The sequence below is a fragment of the Roseomonas mucosa ATCC BAA-692 genome, assembly GCF_000622225.1.
In the GTDB taxonomy this organism is placed as follows: Bacteria; Pseudomonadota; Alphaproteobacteria; order Acetobacterales; family Acetobacteraceae; genus Roseomonas; species Roseomonas mucosa.
In genome coordinates this window covers 17,233-38,629 of record NZ_JHWD01000022.1, presented here as the reverse complement: position 1 = coordinate 38,629, position 21,397 = coordinate 17,233, and the positions used below count along the sequence as shown (strand labels likewise).

At 67.7% G+C, this 21,397-nt stretch carries 18 protein-coding genes; 15 read left to right on the top strand and 3 right to left on the bottom strand.

What is annotated here, in order from left to right:
- The first annotated feature begins 2 nt into the window (after positions 1 to 2).
- From BT98_RS0116335 to ligD, 9 genes are all read left to right on the top strand, one after another.
- Entirely contained in the window at positions 3 to 878 is an 876-nt protein-coding gene (locus BT98_RS0116335) for a branched-chain amino acid ABC transporter permease (RefSeq protein WP_019461804.1), read from the top strand.
- Positions 878 to 1,912, top strand: coding sequence for a branched-chain amino acid ABC transporter permease (locus tag BT98_RS0116330; RefSeq protein WP_019461803.1), 1,035 nt, complete (start codon positions 878 to 880; stop codon positions 1,910 to 1,912). Before BT98_RS0116335 ends, BT98_RS0116330 begins: the two co-directional genes overlap by 1 nt.
- Positions 1,896 to 2,624 (top strand): ABC transporter ATP-binding protein, encoded by a 729-nt coding sequence (locus BT98_RS0116325; RefSeq protein WP_026033315.1) that lies wholly within the window; start codon positions 1,896 to 1,898, stop codon positions 2,622 to 2,624. Before BT98_RS0116330 ends, BT98_RS0116325 begins: the two co-directional genes overlap by 17 nt.
- Positions 2,611 to 3,312 carry an ABC transporter ATP-binding protein gene (locus tag BT98_RS0116320; RefSeq protein ID WP_019461801.1) on the top strand — a complete coding sequence of 234 codons (702 nt, stop codon included), beginning with the start codon at positions 2,611 to 2,613 and terminating at the stop codon, positions 3,310 to 3,312. Before BT98_RS0116325 ends, BT98_RS0116320 begins: the two co-directional genes overlap by 14 nt.
- 14 nt (positions 3,313 to 3,326) lie before the next feature.
- Positions 3,327 to 5,390 carry a hydantoinase/oxoprolinase family protein gene (locus tag BT98_RS0116315; protein ID WP_019461800.1) on the top strand — a complete coding sequence of 688 codons (2,064 nt, stop codon included), beginning with the start codon at positions 3,327 to 3,329 and terminating at the stop codon, positions 5,388 to 5,390.
- A gap of 5 nt (positions 5,391 to 5,395) precedes the next feature.
- Positions 5,396 to 7,024: a hydantoinase B/oxoprolinase family protein gene (locus BT98_RS27850; RefSeq protein ID WP_027297297.1), complete on the top strand. Its 1,629-nt coding sequence runs from the start codon at positions 5,396 to 5,398 to the stop codon at positions 7,022 to 7,024.
- A 291-nt stretch (positions 7,025 to 7,315) separates the two neighbouring features.
- Complete coding sequence (locus BT98_RS0116305; protein ID WP_019461798.1) at positions 7,316 to 8,161, top strand: VOC family protein; 846 nt, start codon at positions 7,316 to 7,318, stop codon at positions 8,159 to 8,161.
- A gap of 52 nt (positions 8,162 to 8,213) precedes the next feature.
- Positions 8,214 to 8,813: a DNA polymerase ligase N-terminal domain-containing protein gene (locus BT98_RS28170; RefSeq protein ID WP_019461797.1), complete on the top strand. Its 600-nt coding sequence runs from the start codon at positions 8,214 to 8,216 to the stop codon at positions 8,811 to 8,813.
- On the top strand, positions 8,810 to 9,727 hold the full coding sequence (ligD, locus tag BT98_RS28165) for a non-homologous end-joining DNA ligase (protein WP_019461796.1): 918 nt from the start codon (positions 8,810 to 8,812) through the stop codon (positions 9,725 to 9,727). The genes BT98_RS28170 and ligD overlap by 4 nt, the downstream gene beginning before the upstream one ends.
- Before the next feature lie 373 nt (positions 9,728 to 10,100).
- Here ligD and BT98_RS0116290 read toward each other — a convergent pair whose 3' ends face one another.
- The 3 genes from BT98_RS0116290 to BT98_RS27295 all read right to left on the bottom strand — a co-directional run bounded on the left by BT98_RS0116290 (position 10,101) and on the right by BT98_RS27295 (position 11,884).
- Positions 10,101 to 10,997, bottom strand: a complete 897-nt coding sequence (locus tag BT98_RS0116290) for a DMT family transporter (RefSeq protein WP_027297296.1) — start codon at positions 10,995 to 10,997, stop codon at positions 10,101 to 10,103.
- A gap of 125 nt (positions 10,998 to 11,122) precedes the next feature.
- On the bottom strand, positions 11,123 to 11,326 hold the full coding sequence (locus BT98_RS26225; RefSeq protein ID WP_019463284.1) for a VOC family protein: 204 nt from the start codon (positions 11,324 to 11,326) through the stop codon (positions 11,123 to 11,125).
- Positions 11,327 to 11,704: 378 nt separating this feature from the next.
- Positions 11,705 to 11,884 carry a hypothetical protein gene (locus BT98_RS27295; protein ID WP_115359178.1) on the bottom strand — a complete coding sequence of 60 codons (180 nt, stop codon included), beginning with the start codon at positions 11,882 to 11,884 and terminating at the stop codon, positions 11,705 to 11,707.
- Between the two features lie 1,174 nt (positions 11,885 to 13,058).
- On the opposite strand from BT98_RS27295, the gene BT98_RS0116270 reads away from it, so the two are divergent.
- From BT98_RS0116270 to BT98_RS0116250, 6 genes are all read left to right on the top strand, one after another.
- The gene (locus BT98_RS0116270) at positions 13,059 to 14,420 is read left to right on the top strand and encodes a tyrosine-type recombinase/integrase (RefSeq protein ID WP_027297295.1); all 1,362 of its coding nucleotides are present in this window, start codon (positions 13,059 to 13,061) and stop codon (positions 14,418 to 14,420) included.
- Between the two features lie 117 nt (positions 14,421 to 14,537).
- On the top strand, positions 14,538 to 15,131 hold the full coding sequence (locus BT98_RS26695) for a DUF6088 family protein (RefSeq protein WP_058454399.1): 594 nt from the start codon (positions 14,538 to 14,540) through the stop codon (positions 15,129 to 15,131).
- A complete protein-coding gene (locus BT98_RS0116265; RefSeq protein WP_027297294.1) occupies positions 15,124 to 16,161 on the top strand; it encodes a nucleotidyl transferase AbiEii/AbiGii toxin family protein in 1,038 nt (345 codons plus the stop codon). The genes BT98_RS26695 and BT98_RS0116265 overlap by 8 nt, the downstream gene beginning before the upstream one ends.
- Before the next feature lie 101 nt (positions 16,162 to 16,262).
- Positions 16,263 to 17,069, top strand: coding sequence for a restriction endonuclease (locus BT98_RS24720; protein WP_037251215.1), 807 nt, complete (start codon positions 16,263 to 16,265; stop codon positions 17,067 to 17,069).
- Between the two features lie 15 nt (positions 17,070 to 17,084).
- Positions 17,085 to 17,864 (top strand): Hachiman antiphage defense system protein HamA, encoded by a 780-nt coding sequence (locus tag BT98_RS0116255; protein WP_027297292.1) that lies wholly within the window; start codon positions 17,085 to 17,087, stop codon positions 17,862 to 17,864.
- Positions 17,848 to 21,366: a DEAD/DEAH box helicase gene (locus BT98_RS0116250; RefSeq protein ID WP_027297291.1), complete on the top strand. Its 3,519-nt coding sequence runs from the start codon at positions 17,848 to 17,850 to the stop codon at positions 21,364 to 21,366. The genes BT98_RS0116255 and BT98_RS0116250 overlap by 17 nt, the downstream gene beginning before the upstream one ends.
- Positions 21,367 to 21,397 lie beyond the last annotated feature (31 nt).

Genomic DNA, 21,397 nt, shown 5'->3' with positions numbered 1-21,397 from the left:
GGATGACCGTTGAACTGATCGCGCAGGCCGTGGTGAGCGGCCTGCTGATGGGCATGATCTATGCCCTCGTGGCGGCCGGGCTGTCGCTGATCTTCGGGCTGATGGACGTGGTGAACTTCGCCCATGGGGAGCTGCTGATGCTCGCCATGTTCGCGACGCTGATCCTCTACCAGTACAGCGGCCTCGACCCGATCCTGCTGCTGCCGCTGGTGGCGCTGCTGCTGTTCGGCTTCGGCATGGCGATCTACCGCCTGCTGATCGGGCGGGCTCTGTCCGTCACCTTCAACCGCGGCATGTCGCAGATCTTCGTGACCTTCGGCCTGGCGATCTTCCTGCGCGGCGCGGCGCAGTACCTGTTCGGCAGCGAGTTCCAGAGCCTCACCGGCACCTGGGTCAGCGACCGCACGGTGAACCTCGCCGGCATCTACCTGCCGCTGCCGCAGCTCGTGGCCTCGGTGGTCTGCCTGCTGGCCTTCGCCGCGCTGCTCGCCGTCTCGCGCACCGAGTTCGGCCGGGCGCTGGAGGCGACGCGCGAGGACCGCGACGCGGTGGCGCTGATCGGCATCGACCGCGACCGCATCTTCGCCATCGGCTGGGGCATGGGCGCCGCGGCGGTGGGCGTGGCGGGCGCGATGCTGGCCACCTTCTACTACGTCTCGCCCAATGTGGGCGTGAACTTCGCCACCATCGCCTACGTCACCGTGGCGCTGGGCGGCTTCGGCAGCCTGCTGGGCGCGCTGGTGGCCGGGCTGCTGGTGGGCCTCGCGGAATCCCTCACCGCCCTGGTGCTGGAACCCTCGGTCAAGCAGATCGGGATGTTCGCCCTCTATATGTTTGTGCTGGCCTTCCGCCCGCGCGGCCTGTTCGGGAAGCTGTGATGTCCACCACCCTGCAACAGGCCGCCGCCGCGCCGCCGCGCGCCAACGCCATCACCCGCCGCCGGCGGCGCGAGCTCCTGGTCGGTGCGGTGATCCTGCTCCTGCTCGCGGCGCTGCCCTTCGGCGTCTCCGACGTCTATGCGCAGAACCTGATCATCCTGACCCTGCTCTATGCCGGGCTCAGCCAGGCCTGGAACATCCTGGGCGGCTATTGCGGCCAGATCTCGCTGGGCCATGCGCTGTATTTCGGCGTGGGCGGCTATGTCTCCACCATGCTCTTCGTCCATGCGGGCGTGCCGCCGGTGCTCGGCATGGCGGCGGCGGGCATCGTGGCCGGGCTCTGCGCCCTGCTGGTCGGCTGGCCCTGCTTCCGCCTGTCCGGCCACTACTACGCCATCGCGACCGTGGTGGTGGGGGAGATCGGCTACCTGCTCTTCCTGAACTGGGACTGGGTCGGCGGCGCGATGGGCATCTATGTGCCGCTGGGGCCGGATTCCTGGCTGAACCTGCAGTTCCGCATCTCCAAGCTGCCCTGGCACTTCATCACCCTGGGCTTCGCCGCCCTGACCTGGATCGTGGCCTGGGTGATCGAGGGCTCGCGCTGGGGCTATTCCTGGCGCGCGGTGAAGGACGACGTGACGGCGGCGCGCAGCCTCGCCGTGCGGGTCTTCCCCTCCAAGATGGCGGCGGCCGCGATCAGCGGCTTCCTCACCGGCGTCGGCGGCGCGATCTACGCGCAGTATGTCGGCTATATCGACCCGGACAGCATCCTCGCGGGCTCCTTCTCCATCCTGATCGCCCTGCCGGCGGTGCTGGGCGGCGTCGGCACGCTCTGGGGGCCGCTGATCGGCGCGGCGGTGCTGATCCCGGTGTCGGAACTCTCGCGCTCCTACCTGGGTGGCTCCGGCAGCGGCGTGGACCTGATGATCTACGGGCTGCTGATCATGATCGTGGCGCTGGCCCGGCCGCAGGGGCTGGTCAGCCTGCTCGGCGTCAGGAGCCAGGCGGGAGGTGGCGATGGCCGCGCTTCTTGAAGTCCGCAACGTCAGCAAGCGCTTCGGCGGCGTGCAGGCGAACAGCGACATCACCTTCGACGTCCATCGCGGCGAGATCCTGGGCCTGATCGGGCCGAACGGCGCGGGCAAGACCTCGCTGTTCAACTCGATCTCCGGCGAGGTCACGCCCGATACCGGCGAGATCCGCATGGAGGGGCAGCGCATCTCCGGCCTCGGGCCGGTGGAATGCACGCGGCGCGGCATCGCCCGCACCTTCCAGGTGGTGCGCTCCTTCGACTCCATGACCGTGCTGGAGAACGTGATGGTGGGCGCCTTCACCCGCCACCGCACCGCGCGGGAGGCGATGGCCGCGGCCGAGCAGGTGCTGGACTTCGCCGGGCTGCTCGGGCGCATGGACCGGCCGGCCATCTCGCTGACGCCGCCCGAGAAGCGGCGGCTGGAGGTGGCGCGCGCCCTGGCGACGAAGCCGCGCATCCTGCTGCTGGACGAGATGCTGACCGGGCTGACACCCTCCGAGGCACAGTCCGGCGTGCAGCTCATCCGCGCGGTGCGCGACCAGGGCGTCACCATCATCATGGTCGAGCATGTGATGGAGGTGCTGCTGCCGCTGATCGACCGTGCCGTGGTGCTGAATCTCGGCAAGGTCCTGCTCACCGGCTCGCCGCAGGAGGTGGTGCGCGACCCGGAGATGATCCGCGCCTATCTGGGGGACCGCTATGCTGCGGCTTGAGGGCGTTTCCGCCAGCTACCGGGGCCTCAAGGCCCTGCAGGGCGTCGATCTGGAGGTCGGCCAGGGCGAGGTGGTGGCGGTGGTCGGCGCCAATGGCGCGGGCAAGAGCACGCTGCTGAAGGCCATCGCCGGCCAGGTCGCGACCGAGGGGCGGATCGCCTTCCAGGGCGAGAGCCTGCGCCGCATGCCCTCGCACCGGATCGCGCGCCTCGGCGTCAACCTTGTGCCCGAGGGGCGGCGGCTCTTTCCGCGCCTTTCGGTGGAGGACAACCTCCGCCTCGGCGCCTATGCGCGCAAGGGCGACCCGGACCGCTTCAGGCCGCTGGAACTGGTCTTCGAGCTCTTTCCCCGGCTGAAGGAACGCCTGCCGCAGCTCGCCGGCACGCTCTCGGGCGGGGAGCAGCAGATGCTGGCCATCGGCCGCGCCCTGCTGACCCAGCCGAAGCTGCTGATGCTCGACGAGCCCAGCCAGGGCATCATGCCGAAGCTGGTGGACGACATCCTGGCGGCGGTCACGCGCATCCGCGCCCTCGGCGTCACGGTGCTGCTGGTGGAGCAGCGGCTGGCCGAGGCGCTGGCCATCGCCGACCGCGCCTATGTGCTGCAGACCGGCCGGGTCGTGATGTCCGGCCCGGCCGCGGAGATCGCCGGCAACGCCGATGTGCGGCGTGCCTATCTCGGCATGTGATCAGGATTCCTCCCTTGTCCTCCCAGCGCCATATCCGGATCGGCATCGATATCGGAGGCACCTTCACCGACCTGCAGATCCTCGACGAGCGGACCGGCGGGCTGCACAGCCTCAAGACCCCGACCACGCCGGAGGACCCCTCCATCGGGCTGATGACGGGCATCGAGGCGGCGGCGGAGCGCTACGGCTTCGCCCTCGCCGACATCCGCCTGCTGCTGCACGGCACCACCATCGCCACCAACGCGGTGCTGGAGCGGCGCCTCGCGCGCGGCGTGCTGCTGACCACGGCGGGTTTCGAGGACGTGCTGGAGATCGGCCGCCACACCCGCCGCGACATCTACGGGCTGAAGCAGAAGGTGGAGCCCCCGCTGGTGCCGCGCGACCGGCGCCTCGGCGTGGCGGAGCGGCTGCGCGGCGACGGCGGGGTGGAGACGGCGCTGGACGGGGCCTCGGTCTCGGCGGTGCTGGAGCGGCTGCGCGCGCTGCGGCCCGAGGCGGTGGCGATCTGCCTGCTCAACGCCCATGTCAACGCGGCGCATGAGGAGCTGCTGGCCGGGCGCATCCGCGCCGAGTTCCCGGACCTGCCGCTCAGCCTGTCCTCCGAGGTGAGCCCGGAGATCCGCGAATACGAGCGCAGCTCGACCACCGTGCTGAACGCGCTGCTGATGCCGGTGGTGGGGCGCTACCTCGCCCGGCTGCAGCAGCGCATGGCGGAACGCGCGCTGGCGGCGCGGCTGCTGCTGGTGCAGTCCAATGGCGGCGTCTGCTCGGCGGAGATGGCGTCGCGGCAGCCGGTGCGGCTGCTGCTGTCCGGCCCCAGCGGCGGGGCGCTCGCCACCATGCGCGCCGCCGAGGCGCTGGGCCGGCCGAACCTCGTCGGCGCCGACATGGGCGGCACCTCCTTCGACATCTGCGTGGTGCAGGGCGGCCAGGTCACGCTGATGACCCAGGGCGAGATCGACGGCCTGCCGGTGCGCCTGCCGATGATCGAGATCCGCACCATCGGCTCCGGTGGCGGCTCCCTCGCGGCGGTGGATTCCGGCGGGCGGCTCACCGTCGGGCCGCGCTCGGCGGGCTCCTTCCCTGGTCCCGTCTGCTACCGCCGGGGCGGCACCGAGCCGGCGGTGACGGATGTGAACATCGCCCTCGGGCGGCTGGACGGGCGTTTCTTCCTGGGCGGCGCCATGGCGCTGGACACGGAAGGCGCCCGCGAGGCCATCGCCGCGAAGGTGGCACGGCCCCTGGGGCTGGAAACGGATGCGGCGGCGGAAGGGGTGCTGACCGTGGTCAACAACGCGCTCGCCTCGGCGGCGCGGCTCAGCCTCTTCGAGAAGGGGCTCGACCCGCGCGACTTCAGCCTGCTCTCCTTCGGCGGCGCGGGCGGGCTGCACGCCATCCCCGTGGCCGAGGAGCTGGGCATCGGCGAGGTGATCTTCCCGGCGGATGCCAGCACCTTCTCCGCCTTCGGCATCCTGCATTCCAACATCGTGCACGACGTGGCGCGCAGCCGGGTGATGCCGGCCGTGGCGGGGAACCTGCCCCGCATCGCGGAAAGCTGCGCCGCCCTGCGGGAGCAGGGCGACGCGCTGCTGGCCGCGGATGGCGTGCCGGCGGAGGCGCGCCGCTTCGCCCTTTCGGCCGACCTGCGCTATCGCGGCCAGGCCTTCGAGCTGGTGGTGCCCTGGGAGGCACCCGCGGGCGACGCCGCACCGGACGCGGCGGCGCTGGAGGCGTTGCTGGCCGGCTTCCACCGCCTGCACGAGCGCCGCTTCTCCTACAGCAATCCGGCGGCGCCGGTGGAGCTGGTGGCGCTGCGCCTGACCGCCACGGGCCTGCTGCCGCGCGCCGGGACAATGCGCCGCCCCGGCCTGGGCGCCGATCGCAGGCCGGAGGCACGGCGGATCTTCCTCGGCGGGCGCTGGCAGGAGGCCGCGGTGCACCAGCGCGAGCAGGTCGCCGCCCCGGTCGAAGGGCCGGCGCTGATCGAGGAGGAATACACCACCGCCTTCATCGCCCCCGGCTGGCGCTGCGCGCCCGGGCCGGACGGGACGCTGATCGCGCGGAAGCAGGAGGCGTGACGGTCATGCTCGGCCCTGTCGAACTGGAGGTCCTGCGCAACGGCCTGACCGCCGCCGCCGCCGAGATGGACGTGACCGTCTGGCGCACCAGCCGCTCCACCGTGGTGCGGGAGCTGCTGGACTATTCCACCGCCGTCTTCGACCGCGACGGCTACAACGTCGCGCAGTCCGCCCGCATCCCGCAGCACCTGAACTCGATGAGCGCCGGGCTGCTGACCGTGGTGCGCGACCACCTGCCGCTGGCGCAGTGGGAGGAAGGCGATGTCGTCATCACCAACGATCCCTATTGCGGCGGCCAGCACATTCCCGACATCCTGGCCTTCCGCCCGGTCTTCGCGGAGGGGGAGCGCATCGCCATCGTCGGCACGCTCTGCCACCATCTCGACATGGGCGGCATGGCGGCGGGCTCCTATGCCGCGACCGCGACCGAGATCTTCCAGGAAGGGCTGCGCCTGCCGCCGCTGAAGCTCTGCCGGCGCGGCGTGCTGAACGCCGACCTGCTGGCAGTGATGCGGCAGAACGTGCGCCAGCCGGAGATCCTCTGGGGCGACCTCCAGGCGCAGATCGCCTCGCTCGCCGTGGGCGAGGGCAACCTGCGCAAGCTGGCCGCGCGCTTCGGCGCCGCGGCGGTGGTCGCGGGCTGCGCGCAGATCCTGGACGGGTCCGAGCGCGCCATGCGGGCGATGATCGGCCGCATCCCGGATGGGCACTACGCATTCGAGGATTTCCTCGACGACGACGGCATCACCGACGCGCCCATCCGCATCCATGCCGCCATCACCGTGCGTGGCGAGGAGATGTCGGTCGATCTTTCCGGCTGCGGCCCGCAGGCGCTGGGGCCGGTGAACGCCACGCTCGCCTCGGCCCATTCCGCCGTCTCCTATGCGGTGATGGCCGTCGCCGACGAGCCGATCCCGGCCAATGCCGGATGCTACCGCCCCATCGCCGTGATCGCGCCGGAAGGCACCGTCGTCAGCGCCCGCCACCCGGCACCGGTGGCGAACCGGATCGCGGCGACGCACCGCCTCGCCACCACGCTGCTCGGCGCGCTGCACCAGGCGGTCCCGGATCGCGTGCCCGCCGCCTATTACGGCGTCAGCTACGTGTGCTCCTTCCAGACGGTGCAGGAGGACGGCGCGCGCGGCGTGCTGGTGGAGATCGAGGTCGGCGGCAGTGGCGCGCATCCGGAAGGCGACGGGCTGAGTGCCTTCACCTTCGGCATGCACAACAACTCCAACATCCCCGCCGAGATGATCGAGAGCGAGTTGCCGCTGACGATCGCGCGGTACGGGCTGCTGCCTGGTTCCGGCGGCGCGGGGCGGTATCGCGGCGGGCTCGGTCTGGTCCGCGAGTGGCGGATCGACGCACAGGAAGCCGTCCTCACCGCCAATGCCGAACGCTTCCGCTTCCGCCCCTATGGACTGGCGGGCGGCGAGCCGGGTAGTGCCGGGCGGCTTCTGCTGCTGCGCGGCGGCGAGATGCGGAGCCTGGGCTCCAAGGTCAACAACCTGCGCCTGCGTCAGGGCGACGTGATCCGGCTGGAAACCTCGGGCGGTGGCGGCTTCGGCCCGGCGGAGGAGCGGGTGGCGGAGGCCCGCGCGCGCGACCGGGCGCTGGGCTACGTGCCGGGCTGATGCGGCCTCCGGCGGGGGGGGGGGATTCCTATTGCACGGGCGAGACGCCGGCTGCACGAGAAAAAGCAGCCCGGTCGTTGCCGACCGGGCTGTAGGGAGTTTCCGACGTCTGAATGCAGGAGGCATTCGATGGGATACGGGGTAGTGGTGCCCGCGAAGAGAGGTTAAGCACGCCCAAAATTTAAATGCAAGTGATTATCATTATCCGAATGTGACTTTCCGGGGATGGACCCGGGCAGGGCGGGCGCGCGAGACTTCGCGGCCGCAATCGGGCGCCAAGGGAGCCGAACCATGAGCGATCTGTCCGCCACCATCGACCACGTGGTCATCACCGTGGGCGACCGGCTCGACGCGGCGCTGGCGCAGTACACGCGGCTCGGCTTCGACATGACCGAGCGCGGCCACCACACGCTGGGGTCGAGCAACCATCTCGCCATCTTCGGCCGGGACTACCTGGAGCTCCTCGGCTACGAACCCGGCCGGACGCCCCTTGAAGCGTCCCAGCGGGCGGACCTGCACACCGCGCCTCCGGGGCTGAGCGGCCTCGTCTTCAAGCCCGACGCCCCCGATTTCGCCGGGCGCCTGCGCGCGAAGGGCGCGCCGGTCGGCGAGGCCCGGGAATTCAGCCGCCCGGTGCGGCTGGGGGAGGAAAGCCGGGATGCGCGTTTCCGCACCGCCAGCGTCACCGACCCGGCGGTCCAGAGCGGGCGGGTGTTCTTCTGCCACCACGACACGCCGGAACTGGTCTGGCGCGAGGAATGGCGCCGGCATCCCAACGGCGTGACCGGCGTGGCGGAGTTCGTGATCGCCTCCGGGGAGCCGGAGCGGATGGGCGGCCTGTTCCGGCGCCTCTTCGGGGCGGATTCGGTGCGGGAAACCGAGGGCGGCCTCTGCCTGCCGGCCGGTTCCGGCACAGTCCTCGTGCTGCGGCCAGATGTGGTGGCGGAGCGTTTCGGCGAGGTCCCGGCGCTGGAGGAGGGGCGGGACCGGATGGTGGCGCTCAGCCTCCACTGCGCCGCGCCGGAACAGGTGGCGGTGCTGCTGGCGGGGAATGGCGTGACGGCGGTCCGGCATGGGGCGCGGCTGGTGGTGCCCCCGGCCGAGGCGGCGGGGCTGGCCCTGGCCTTCATGGACTGACCCTGCACCCCGCGGCCGAACCGGGGCGTGGCGGAAGCGTTCTCCCTTCGCCATGACAGACAGTGACCCGCTCGCCCGCTATCGCCAGAAGCGCGATTTCCGGCAGACGCCGGAACCCGAGGGGGCGATCCGCCACGGCGGGCGGCACGAGGGTCTCTTCGTGGTGCAGAAGCACGACGCCACGCGGCTGCACTACGACTTCCGCCTCGAACTGGATGGCGTGCTGAAGTCCTGGGCGGTGACGCGCGGTCCCAGCCTCGATCCGGAGGAGAAGCGCCTCGCGGTGGAGGTGGAGCACCATCCCCTCGACTATGGCGGCTTCGAGGGGGTGATCGGCAGCGGCTACGGCGCCGGTACGGTCATGCTCTGGGACCGCGGAAGCTGGGAGCCGCTTTCGGAGGACCCAGCGGCGGATCTGGCAGGGGGGCGCCTGCATTTCCGCCTGCACGGCACGCGCCTGAAGGGCGGCTGGCACCTGGTGCTGATGCGCGGACGCGGGCGTGGGACGCGCCGGAACTGGCTGCTGATCAAGGACCGCGACGAGGAGGCCCGGCCCGGCTCCGGCGATGCGCTGCTGCGCGAGGCCACGACCTCGGTCCTGTCCGGGCGCGACCTGGCGCAGATCGCGACGGGCGCGCCGGGGCGCGGATGAGCCCGTCCGGCCAGAGCGGGCGCCGCGACCCCGGCCCGGCCGTGGCGGGGGGCGCGCTGACGCATCCGGAGCGGGTCTACTGGCCCGCTTCTGGCGATGCGGGGCCGGTCACCAAGCAGGACCTCGCCCGCTACCTGGAACGCGTGGCGCCGCGTCTGCTGCCGGCCATCGCCGGGCGGCCGCTGACCCTGCTGCGGGCGCCGGAGGGGATCGGAGGCGAGCGATTCGTGCAGCGCCATGCCGCGCGTGGCCTCTCGCCGCTGGTCGGCACGGTGCGGCTGCGCGGCGAGGAGAAGCCGCTGATCCAGGTGGATACGCCCGAGGCGCTGGTCGCCCTGGCACAGTCCGGGGTGCTGGAGATTCATCCCTGGGGCGCCCGCGGCGCCCGGCTGGCGCAGCCGGACCGGATGGTGCTCGACCTCGACCCGGCGGAGGACCTGTCCTTCGATTCCGTGGTCGCGGCGGCCCTGGCGCTGCGCGAGCGCGTGCTGGCGCTGGGCCTCGCGCCCTTCTGCAAGACCACGGGCGGCAAGGGGCTGCATCTGGTGGTGCCCCTGGCCCCCGGGGCGCGGTGGGACCGGCTGCACGCGGTGGCGGCAGCGATCTGCGAGGATCTGGCGAGGGAGGCGCCGCAGCGCTTCACCACGCAATCCGCCCTGGCTGGGCGGGACGGGCGAATCTTCCTGGATTTCCAGCGCAATGCGCGTGGGGCCTCGGCGGTGGCGCCCTGGTCGCCCCGCGCCCGGCCCGGCGCCCCGGTGGCCATGCCGCTGGACTGGGCGGAGGTGACGGAAGGGCTCGACCCCCGGCGCTTCACCATTGCCACCGCCCCGGCCCGGCTGGAAACGCCGGACCCCTGGGCGGGGATGGAAGAGGCCGCGCGGCCCTTGCCGCCGGCCTCGAAGTTGCGCTGAGGTTCGGGCAGTGGCGCCGTCCCCGGGGGAAAGGCCCTGCCTTTCCCCCGGACCCCCTATCCGCCAGGACGCTGCGCGCCCTGGACCCGATGGGTTGGCCCTTGCTGGGGTCGGATCGCGCCGGAGAGCGACGCTCTCCGGCGGACTGCCGCTGCCACCAGCACGGAGACGGTGCCTTTTCTTCCTTTCGGGAGCCCTGCGTTGCCACCTGCTTCCGGGGATCAGGCCGCAGACCGACGGCAACCATGCAGAGCCAACTCGGTCCCCGGCGGAGAGGGGGTCCGGCGGGAGAGGCGGCGCCTCTCCCCCGGGAGTGGCCACAGGGCGGAACGGCAACAGGAAGCCACCGTCCGGCCGGAGGCGGGCGGGGTGCCTATTGCGGGTGGACCGGCGGCGCGCGCCGCCACCAGGTGGTGCGCTTGGTCTCGCGCAGGAAGGTGAAGAGGCCCGAGCCCACGATCACCGCCATGCCCAGGAACATCCAGCCATCCAGCCGGTCGCCGAAGACGGCATAGCCGAGTCCGACGCCCCAGAGCATCTGGCTGTACTGGGTCGGCGCCACGAGGCTGGCGGGAGCCTTGGCCGAGGCCAGCATGATCAGCACGTTGCCCCCCGCCGCCAGAAGGCCGTAGCCGGCGAGGTAGAGCCACTGCTCGCCGCTCGGCCATGCGAAGCGCGGCAGCATCAGCAGCCCGCTGACCAGGATCGGGCCGATCAGCCCGGCGCCATAGAGGGAGATCCGCTTCTCCTTTCCCCCCAGCGCCCGCAGGATGATGATCGTCACCGCGCCGGAGAAGCCGCCGACGATGGCGGCCAGATGCCCGGCGGTGAGCTCCCGGAAGCCGGGGCGCAGCACGATCAGCACGCCCAGGAAGCCGACGATCACCGCCGACCAGCGGCGCCAGCCCACCGGCTCCTTCAGGAAGACCACCGACAGGATGGTGACGAAGACCGGCAGCAGGAAGATCAGGCAGAAGGCCTCCGCCATCGGCAGGGCGGTGAAGGCGATGATGCTGGACAGGCTGCCGATCACCGCGAAGGCGCCGCGCAACAGCCACAGGCCGCGGTGGCGCGACACCACCAGATCCGTCAGCCGGTCGCCGGGGCCGAGGATGAAGGGGACCGCGCCCAGGCCCAGCACGGCGCCGAAGAAGGCGACCTCGAAGGGGTCCAGCGCGCCCTCGATCAGCTTGATCGAGGCGTCGCTCAGCGCATAGGAGGCATAGGCGAGGAAGGCGAGCAGCACGCCGTTCAGGACATGCTTATCCATGGCGGTTCGCGGGGCGTCGGCGGGCTGGGGTCATCATGGCACCGGGTGGGGCTGGCGTGGCGGGCGCGCCGGAGGCGCCCGGTCCGCCACGCAATGTCAGCCCCGTCGCCCTGGGACCACCCCTGTCACGGGAAATTCTTCGTGGCGCTGCCCCGGGGGGCGCCCGTTTCAGCCCGGGCGAAAGACGCGCAGGCGGGGCCATCCGGGTCCTGCGCGGTGAAGCAGCGGCCGAAATCCATGTCCTTTGGCGGCTGTAGGATGGTGACGCCGGCCGCTGCCCGTTCCGCATGAACGGCATCGACATCCGTGGCGAGGCGGACGACTCGCATAGCCGTGCCTGAGCAGTGCTTCATCGAAGGCTCGTGGATCTTGCGTGCCACTAGATAGCGTCCTACCTTCTGGCTGAGCGGAAGTGGGAAGAGTGCCGCCCCACCTGAGCCGACAGTCGCGCATCCGGTGCCGGCTCAGGCCGGCCTTGTCCAAGCGGCGGGCAAGCCGGTTGCCGGAGTAGCGCCCGGCCCGCTCGACGCCCCGGCCGCCGTGGGCAGCAGCACGACCCCAACCAGGACAGCCGCGGCTATCAGCCCAGCCGGCGTGGCCCGTGCGGTGGCCTGGAGCGACACGGCATCACCGATCCGGAGACTGGCGGCGGCCCGCATCTCCTCGGGATGGACCTCCGGTCTAGATAACGGTGTCGCTCATGAGGGCTATCCTTTGACGGCGGGATCCAGCGGCTCAGGCAGCCGATCCTCTGAATTATTAGGTTCTGTTAGCTCGGCCAGCTCGGCAGCCTTCTGGTCCTGCTTTTTCTGCTCCTTGGCACGCGTCTTCGCAGCCTTGTCTCTCTCGCGCTGGGCACGTTCCTGGCTGTAGTTCGGCTTCCGCAAACTCAGTTCTCCTGATGTGACGTTTCGTCCATCGACTTCCACAGCCTCACCCCGGCCCCACCGTCGTATACGGGGATGAACTCCATGCCGGCGGCTTCGAGGGCAGTGTGGATTCCAGGCAAGGTTCGAGGCTGAAGGGCTTCCCCTCGCTCCAGGCCTGCGATGGTGTTCAGCGATATCCCAGCCATAGCTGTCGCCTCACGCACTCCTGACTGGAGGGCTACGCGAGCCATTCGGCATTGAACTGGGCTGATCGCCATATGGTAGCACCGTTACTGATGTGCTTGGCGGCCCATTAGCCGTTGATAGCCATGTTATCAGCCTGATGCAGTAGCACAAGCGAAAGCGGCTGATACCCGCGTGCTCAGCCTGACCACAGATCGAGAGGGCTTTCGGCAATGGCTGTCCGCGCCAATAGCACACTCGCGTCCAGAAGAAGACCGGCCTTCGATGCTGCCAGGGGTATCAACATTGCTCGCCCCCCCCCGTGCAGGGAGGGTTTCCGTCCCGGCGGGCGAAAAGCCCGTTCGCCCATTCTAGCGAGCGAAGTGCCGTCAGAACACTTTTCCGGGGGAAAACCTCCTGTTGCCGGCATGCTTCCATGTCCGCGCCTTGCAAGGAGATCGGGCGTGCCATCCTCAGGCGGTTAGTTTCGCGCAGGACGCGACCCTGTGTTGCGCTGGGAAGGAGCGATATCCGGCTGGTGCAGGGCGAGGCTGGCAAATCAAGTTCAGCAAGGCGAAGGCTGCCGGGAAGATCGACGATGCCACTGTGGTCGTCATGGCGATCTACCGAACGCTGGCGAGCGAGGCCGGGCCGCTGGACTATGAGCAGGAAGCGACGAGGCCGGAGGGCCTGCTCTTCGTGTGACCAAGGGCTGCTTGGTGGCACCCTGGTGACACTGGCCGCCGAGTGATGCGGCAACAACTCGCTAGTCTATTGGAAAGATTGGCGGACCCGATACGATTCGAACGTACGACCTTTGCCTTCGGAGGGAATATGGCTAGCTCCGCCAATAAGCGCAAGGAGCCGCCGATGTCCGCCTATCTCCCTGTAAACGCTAAACAATTTGCACTTCTTCTCCGCCAAAGCTACTCTTCTCCCCGCCACTGTTTTCGCCCGCGTGCTTACGTGGTGCTTACGCGAGAGGAAACGCTAGGGTCGGAGGAAGCCCATGCCTAAGCTCACGAAACGGGTCGTCGACGCCGCGGACAGTCGCGCGAAAGATTACGTCATTTGGGACGACGAACTGCCCGGCTTTGGCCTCCGAGTATTCGCATCCGGCAAGCGCAGCTATGTCATCCAGTACAGGCTCGGCAAGCGGTCGCGTCGCTTCACAATCGGATTGCACGGCGTCTGGACACCAGAGCGCGCTCGCCAAGAGGCGAAGGTCCAGTTGGGCAGGATCGCTCAAGGCGACGACCCGGCCGAAGAGAAGCAGCTCGACAGCAAGGCGATTACCGTTAAGGAACTGTGTGACCTTTACGTCGCCGATCTTAAAGCCGGCCTCATTCTTGGAAAGGGCGGGCGCCCCAAGAAAGCCAGCACCATTCTCTCCGACACGGGGCGCATCGAGCGCCACATCATTCCTCTGCTTGGTACGCACAGGGTCAAGGATCTGGTGAAAGCGGACATCACGAAGGCCCTGAAGGACATCATGGCCGGCAAGACCCGCTGCAGCGTCAAGACGAGAAAGCTTCGCGGTCGCGCTATCGTGCGAGGTGGAGCGGGCACAGCAACGCGCACCATCGGACTTTTTGGTGGAATACTGACCTATGCAGTCGAGGCTGGCATCATCGATACCAATCCAGCGCACGGTGTGAGGCGGCCGAAGGACAACGTGCGCGCACGACGGCTGAGCGAGGCCGAATATCGGTTGCTCGGCGAAATTCTCACGCAGGCTGCTGAGAATGAGAAGTATGAGCTATCGGTCGACATCATCCGCCAGCTTGCGCTGACAGGATGCCGCCGCACGGAGATGGTCACGCTTGCTTGGTCTGAAGCCGACACGAGCGCGAGCTGCCTCCGCCTCGTTGACAGCAAGGAAGGAAGCTCAATCCGTCCGATCGGCCTACCGGTCGTTGAATACCTGGAAGCTAGCCGGAGAACTCGCTCAGGAACCTACGTGTTTCCTGGACACGGCGACGACAACGCGTTCGGAAGCCTTCCTAACCACTGGGACCAGATCTTCAAAGCAACGCCGCTAGCCGACATCACACCACACGTCTTGCGGCACAGCTTTGCCAGCATTGCAAACGATCTCGGCTTTACCGAGGTCACTATCGCTGCTCTGGTCGGCCATTCGAAGGGCTCCGTCACCAGCAACTACATACACACGCTCGACACGGCGCTGATCATGGCCGCTGATACCATCTCCGGCTACATCCAAGGCCTCCTAGACGGCATTGAATTCAAACAAACTGCCTATGCCGTGGATCGGGATTCTCGGCGCGCAGCACTCGCTCGCTTCTTGCAGCAGGCTGCGGCAACGGACGCTGCCGGCGCGGCGAATGACGAGCAACGCGCCGCGGCGTAATGCTTAGCAAGTGGCGGTCGCACTCTAGACGAGGAATGCCGCCACTTGCATGTCAGAAAAACTTGCCTTATTTTCTGACATATGAAGACGCTAAACGCCTCAGTCCCCGACCGGCTCATGAAACGCGTCCGCGCCAGCGGACGTGGCAGCGTCTTCACGCCTAGCGACTTCCTCACAGTTGCCGCCCGCTCTTCTGTCGATCAGGCACTCTCCCGATTAGTGAAGGGCGGACAGCTCCGGCGGCTTGCGCGTGGGCTTTACGACTTTCCCAAGCTGCACCCGAAACTTGGGGCGTTGTCACCCGCGCCGGACGATGTCGCCCACGCTCTTGCGCGGGAGACCGGCTCGCAGGTGCAGATCTCCGGAGCGCGCGCAGCGAACGCGCTCGGCCTTTCGACCCAGGTCCCGGCACAAAGCACTTATCTGACCGACGGCCCGTCGCGGCGCGTCGTGCTGGGAAAGCGCGTCGTCGACCTTCGTCACGCCTCGCCCAAGCATCTGATCGCACCGGGCAGCCCCGCCGGGACGGTGGTTCAGGCGCTTCGTCATGTCGGCCCCGTTCGGGCGGCTGACGTCGCGCAGGTCGCGGCGCGCCGGCTTTCGGCCAACGACAAGAAGACGTTGGCCTCAACCGCCGTTCAAGCGCCCGCCTGGATGCGACCCACGCTCGTCTCGATTGCCCACGCAGCGGTGGCCGATATCGATGGATGATGTCGCCCGCCTTCCCACCGACGATCGTGCAGCTCTTTTCGGGGAGACCGGCGCCGGGCGGGGCGTCGCCAATACGATCATCGAAAAGGACTTCTGGGTATGTTGGAGCCTGAAGCGCCTGTTCGGTCTACCGAAGGGCACCACGGCAACCCTCGTTTTTAAGGGCGGCACGTCGCTCTCCAAAGCGTTCAACGCTATTCGCCGATTCTCCGAGGACATCGACTTGTCGTTCGACCGTTCCGAACTCGGATACACCGGCGAGCGCGACCCCGATAAGGAGGGGATCAGCAAGAAGCAGGCGGCTCGGCTGATCGACGACCTAGTCAGCGATGTCGAGCAGCACATCGCCGAGCGACTTCTGCCAGCGCTTCGCGCCGCGATCGTCGAACAACTCGGTGAGCCGACCGAAAGCGAGTGGTCGCTAGAGATAGACGCCGGTGACGCGCAGACCGTCAACTTCCACTATCCGACCGCGCTGCCTACCGCCGAATACGAAGGCATGGCCTACATCACGCCGCGCGTGAAATTCGAGCTCGGCGCGCGCGGCGATCCCTGGCCGACAGAGGAGAAAGTCATCCGCCCCTACGCGGCCGACGACTATCCAGACTTCTTCACCGATCCCGACACCAGCGTGACCGTGCTGTCAGCGAGGCGGACCTTCTGGGAGAAGGCGACCGCGCTCCATGCGGAGGCGCATCGCCCCGCCGGGTCACCCACGCCGCTGTATTTCTCGCGGCACTTTTATGACCTCGCCATGCTTCTCGAGACGGACGACGGCCAAGCCGCCGCTGCCGATCTCGGTTTGCTGGTGCAGGTAGCGCGCCACAAAGCCACGTTCTTTCGTTCGGGTTGGGCCAATTACGAAACGGCACGGCCAGGCACGCTCCAGCTCATGCCGGACGGCGCTCGGGCCAAAGATCTGCGAGCCGATTATCGGGCGATGATGCCGATGATGTTTGACCAGACACCGCTTTCATTCGACGACGTACTCGCGAGAATTGCCGCGCTTGAAAAAACGATCAACAGCTAACTCAAAGCTGTCCGCTGGGGAGAAAGGACATCAGTTCGATTAGATCAATAGACCTGCGCCTCATTGACGACCTCGTCGACTTCGTCCGGGGTCCCGGCTTCGTGCTGGATTTCTCCGATCCCAGCTTCTCGGACTTCTTTGCCTCAGAGCTCAAGGTCAACATAGACGATCCGAAATACTCGGCCAATGGAGGGTCAAAGGGCAAGCGCCTGCGCTATTTCTTGCAGACCTGCGACGATTCGACAGCCGTCCGCGCCTTGACCGCGCTCTGGGAGCATCGCTCCGAATATCTTGCCCGGTCGGGCGGAGCTGACCCCGTCGCGAATGCGGAGGCGCGGTATCAGGGACTGATAAACCGCCTTTCTGGCGGCGCCTCACCCCAACGTCCTGCGGCGAGCCCTTCGCCTCCCCCTGTCGATCGGCAAGCGGTCGCGAAGATTAAGTCCGACCTCCTTCGCGTCACCACGCTCGCACCTCATGCGCGCGGCTATGCCTTCGAAGGATTCCTGAAAGGCCTGTTCGACGCCTTTGGCCTCGCGGCCCAAGAGCCTTTTCGGCTGCGGGGAGAGCAGATCGACGGGAGCTTCCAACTCGGAAGCGAGACCTACCTTGTCGAGGCAAAGTGGCACGGCCAGCCGATGGGCGTCGCCGAGCTGCACACCTTCCATGGCAAGATCGAGCAAAAGGCCGCCTGGACCCGCGGCCTGTTCGTCAGCAACAGCGGCTTCACTGAAGAGGGCCTTTCGGCCTTCGGGCGCGGCAAGCGCGTCATCTGCATGGACGGGCTCGATCTCTACGAGATGCTCGACCGTGAACTCCCACTCACCCAAGTTCTCGAACGCAAGGTGCGCCGTGCCGCTGAAACCGGCTCGCCGTTCATGCGCGTCCGCGACCTCTTTCCTCAATGACCGGGAGGGACGAGGATGGCGCAGTTCAATGACTGGTGCGTCTCTGTCGATGGGCCGGTAGGGACACACCATCGCCGGGTGATGACCGGACAGGCGGCGAGCCTCGCCACCGGCATTCAAGCGACTGCCGCCATCGTACCCGCGCACTACGCCTCGGAAGAACAATTGGCGCGCGCGCTCGCCAGGCTCGGCAAGCCCGCGGCTGCGGCGCTGATCGAAGGCAAACTGCCGACGACCAAGCAAATCCGGTCTGGCGACCTTGGCGAGATCTACGCGACCGAATGGATCGACGCGCATAGCGGCGGCTACCGAGCTCCGATCAAGCGCCTGCGTTGGAAGGACCATCGCAACATGGCGATGCGCGGCGACGACGTGATCGGAATCCTGCAGGACGCCCAGTCGCAGCGCCTGCATTTCCTAAAGACCGAAGCGAAGAGCCGTGCCACGCTCACCGGCCAGGTCCTGACCGACGCGCGTGCTGGCCTAGACAAGGACGGCGGACTGCCTTCGGCGCACGCCCTGTCCTTTATCTCGGCCCGCTTGCTTGAACTCGATAATCTGCCGCTGGCGGATGCGATCGACGACGCGCTACTCAAGCACGGTATTCCGCCGCAGAGCGTCAAGCATTTGCTATTCACATTTTCCGGCAACGCGCCCGAGGCGCTGCTGACCGCTTCCCTTCAAGCCTATCCCGGCGCCATCAACCAATGGGGCATTGGGCTATACATCGACGGGCACGCCGCCTTCATCGGCGCGGTTTATGATCGAGTGATCGCCGATGCCAACAACCCCTGAAGCGATCGCGGCCGACATCGCCGAAGCGGCGACCGCCGGCTTCCGGGGGCGGCTGATCGCACGCGGCCAGGCCCGCGCGATCATCTGGCGCGATGGCACTCTTCCGGCCGACGCACCGGCCTTCGCGCCCCAACTGAGCTACGATCTTCATTCTTACGCTTATGCCTTGCTGGGCCTTGGCTTGCGCCTTCGCGACTTTGGCGGCGACGCTGCCCAGGCGCGCACCGCCTTCGAGCAGGCGGCCACGGCGCTTGAAGCCGTGATGGCCAAGGGCGACCGCCAGGAGGTCGATCGCGACTTCCATTTCGTCATGGCCGCTGGGGCCTATCACCTCGCCCATCTGTCGGCACGCGCATATTCGCTGCTCGCCATCGTCGAGACCGACGAGAACTTTTCGCCGGTCGAGCGGGCCCTCGCGCAGTTGATGCGCCGCAATTTCGGCGCCCTGCGCTCCAGCGTCCTCGACTATCGCGCCTCCGGCCAAGGCAGCGACGCACGCATCGCCGCAGACATCCAAGCTCAGCTCGATCAGGCCGAAGCCGTTGCCGCCCCGCCCGAGGACGGCAACGACTTCCTTTTCGACGGTCTCGATATCGCGCTCACCGATGCCTTCATGGCCGCCATGTCGCTCTTCCTGCTCGCTCTCGAACGGGGCGAGCGGCCGCTGATCGACCAAGCGCTCGAACGGCTTCGCACCAGCCTCGCGATCTGCAGCGAGATGAACATGCTGCCGCAATGGTGGGCGCATCGCGTCGCGATCCACCTCCTCTCGGATCTCTGGTCAAGCACCTTTCACGAGAGGGTTCCGCTTCAGCCGGTCGGTGGTGCCGCAGCCGACTGGCAGCCGCTGCGCGAGCTGTTCATCGCATTACTGCAGCGTCGCCCGAAAGCGGAAATCGACCTCTGGCCGTCGCAGACGGAGGCGGCCGCTCGGGCGGCCGACCAGTCCGACGACCTGGTCGTGTCGCTGCCGACAAGCGCCGGCAAGACCCGCATCGCCGAACTCTGCATTCTAAGGTGCCTAGCGGGCGGCAAGCGGGTGGTCTTCGTCACCCCGCTGCGCGCGCTGTCGGCACAGACCGAGACCACGTTGCAGCGGACCTTCGGCCCGCTCGGCAAGACCATCTCGGCCCTATATGGCAGCATCGGCGTCAGCGGCTTCGACGAGGACGCCATCCGCGAGCGCAACATCGTGGTCGCGACGCCGGAGAAGCTCGACTTCGCCCTGCGCAACGACCCCTCGCTCCTTGACGATGTCGGTCTGCTGGTCTTCGACGAAGGGCATATGATCGGCCCCAACGAGCGTGAGGTCCGTTACGAGGTACAGATCCAGCGGCTTCTTCGTCGCCCGGACGCGCAGGAGCGACGGATCGTCTGCCTTTCGGCGATCCTGCCAGATGGCGACCAGCTCGACGACTTTGCCGCCTGGTTGCGGCGCGATCACCCGGGCGGGCTGATCAAGAACGATTGGCGGCCGACCCGGCTGCGGTTCGGTGAAGTGGTTTGGACGTCTCCAACGGCGCGGCTCAACCTGCGGGTTGGCGACGAGCGGCCCTGGGTCCAGCGGTTTCTCACCGGTGCGGCCCCACCCAACTGGATTCCGCCGAAGCGCCGGCGCACCCGTCTCTTTCCCGACGACCAGCGCGAACTCTGCCTTGCGACGGCCTGGCGGCTAGTCGATGATGGTCAGACGGTCCTGATCTTCTGCCCCGAGCGGCGCAGCGTCGAGCCGTTTGCGGACGTCATCGTCGATTTGCATGAGCGCGGCGCCCTGCGCTCTTTGCTCGAGGCCGACCCGAACCTTCTGAACACGGCGATTGCGCTTGGTGAGGAATGGCTGGGCGCCGATAGCGCAATCCTGAAATGCCTTCGCCTCGGTGTCGCCCTTCACCATGGCGCACTCCCCACCGCCTATCGAAAGGAGGTCGAGCGCCTGCTACGCGAGAATGTTCTCAAGGTCACGATCTCATCTCCGACCTTGGCGCAGGGCCTCAACCTCTCCGCCACCGCCGTCGTCATGTATTCCCTTCACCGGGCTGGCGAGCGCATTGAGATCAGCGAGTTCAAGAACGTCATCGGCCGCGCGGGCCGCGCTTATGTCGATGTCGAGGGCATCGTTCTCTTCCCCATGTTCGACGAGATCGCCAAGAAGCGGCGCAACTGGGAAGCCCTCATCACCGACCTCGGCGCGCGCGAGATGGAAAGCGGCCTCGTGCGGCTTGTCGCGATGCTGTTGACGCGAATGCGCTCGCGCATCGGCGGCGACCTCAATCAGCTGGTCGAGTACGTCGTCAACAACGCGGCCGCCTGGACTTTCCCGGAAGTCGCAAACGAGAAGCCCGAAGAACGCGAACGCGCGCTCGCCGATTGGGAACGACATGTCGCAACGCTCGATACGGCGATCTTGAGCCTCATCGGGGAAAACGACATTCCCGATGAGGGCATCGAGACGGCCCTCGACGACATCCTCCAATCCTCACTGTGGCACCGCCGTCTGCAGCGCCAGGACCTGCAGGTTCGACAGGTGCTGAAGGCCGGCCTCGTGTCCCGCAGCCGACTCATTTGGAGTCAGTCGACGGCCGCCGGACGACGCGGCTACTTCCTCGCGGGGGTTGGGCTGACGACAGGCCATGCGCTCGATGCCATCGCCGCCGACGCCAATCTTCTCCTGATCCAAGCTAATGGCGCGATCCTCGAAGGAGACACCGAGGGGGCGATCACTGCGATCGCCGGCCTCGCCGAACGGGTTTTCTCCTTCTATCCCTTCACCCCCGATCCCCTGCCGGCGAACTGGCGCGACATCCTGCGCGCATGGCTGCTTGGCCAACCGCTCGCGGCGCTGGGCGCAGCGCAGGCCTCTGAGACCCTGCAATTTGTAGAGGGCGGCCTCGTCTATCGCCTGCCTTGGGCGATGGAGGCGATCCGCGTTCGGGCGGCCGCCAACGGTGACACGGTCGGCGTTTTCGATCTTCTACTGGAGGATCACGAACTTGGCGCAGCAGTTCCTGCGGTGGAGACCGGCACGCTCAATCGGTCAGCCTCGATCCTGATCCAAGCCGGCTTCAACTCGCGGCTTGCCGCGATCAAGGCAGTCACCGACACCGCAGCGACCTTCACGACGGGACAGGAGCTGCGGGAATGGCTCAATTCGGACGCCGTCGCCGCCTGGAGCGCTCTGCCCGACTGGCCTACCGCAGAGACGAAGGCGATCTGGACGGAGTTCACAAACAGCTTCATGCCCGCTGACAACCGCACCTGGGCTGATCGGCGTTATTGGGCGTCGGTTAACTGGCTTGGAGCGCCGCCGCCTCCGGGCACACCGGTCCAAGTTCATTACTGGGGCGGGCAACCCCGCGTACTTTCTGCCGACGCCGCGCCGCTTGGCACCCTCCAGGCTGCGCTTAATCCAGACCGGATCGGTTTGCTCCGGGCTGTGGTAGCCACGGATGTCAGCAAGATCGACATCGCCTATCTAGGACCGGCGGATATCTCGCCGCCGTAGCGGTCCACGTCTTTTTCACCGGACCGGCTAC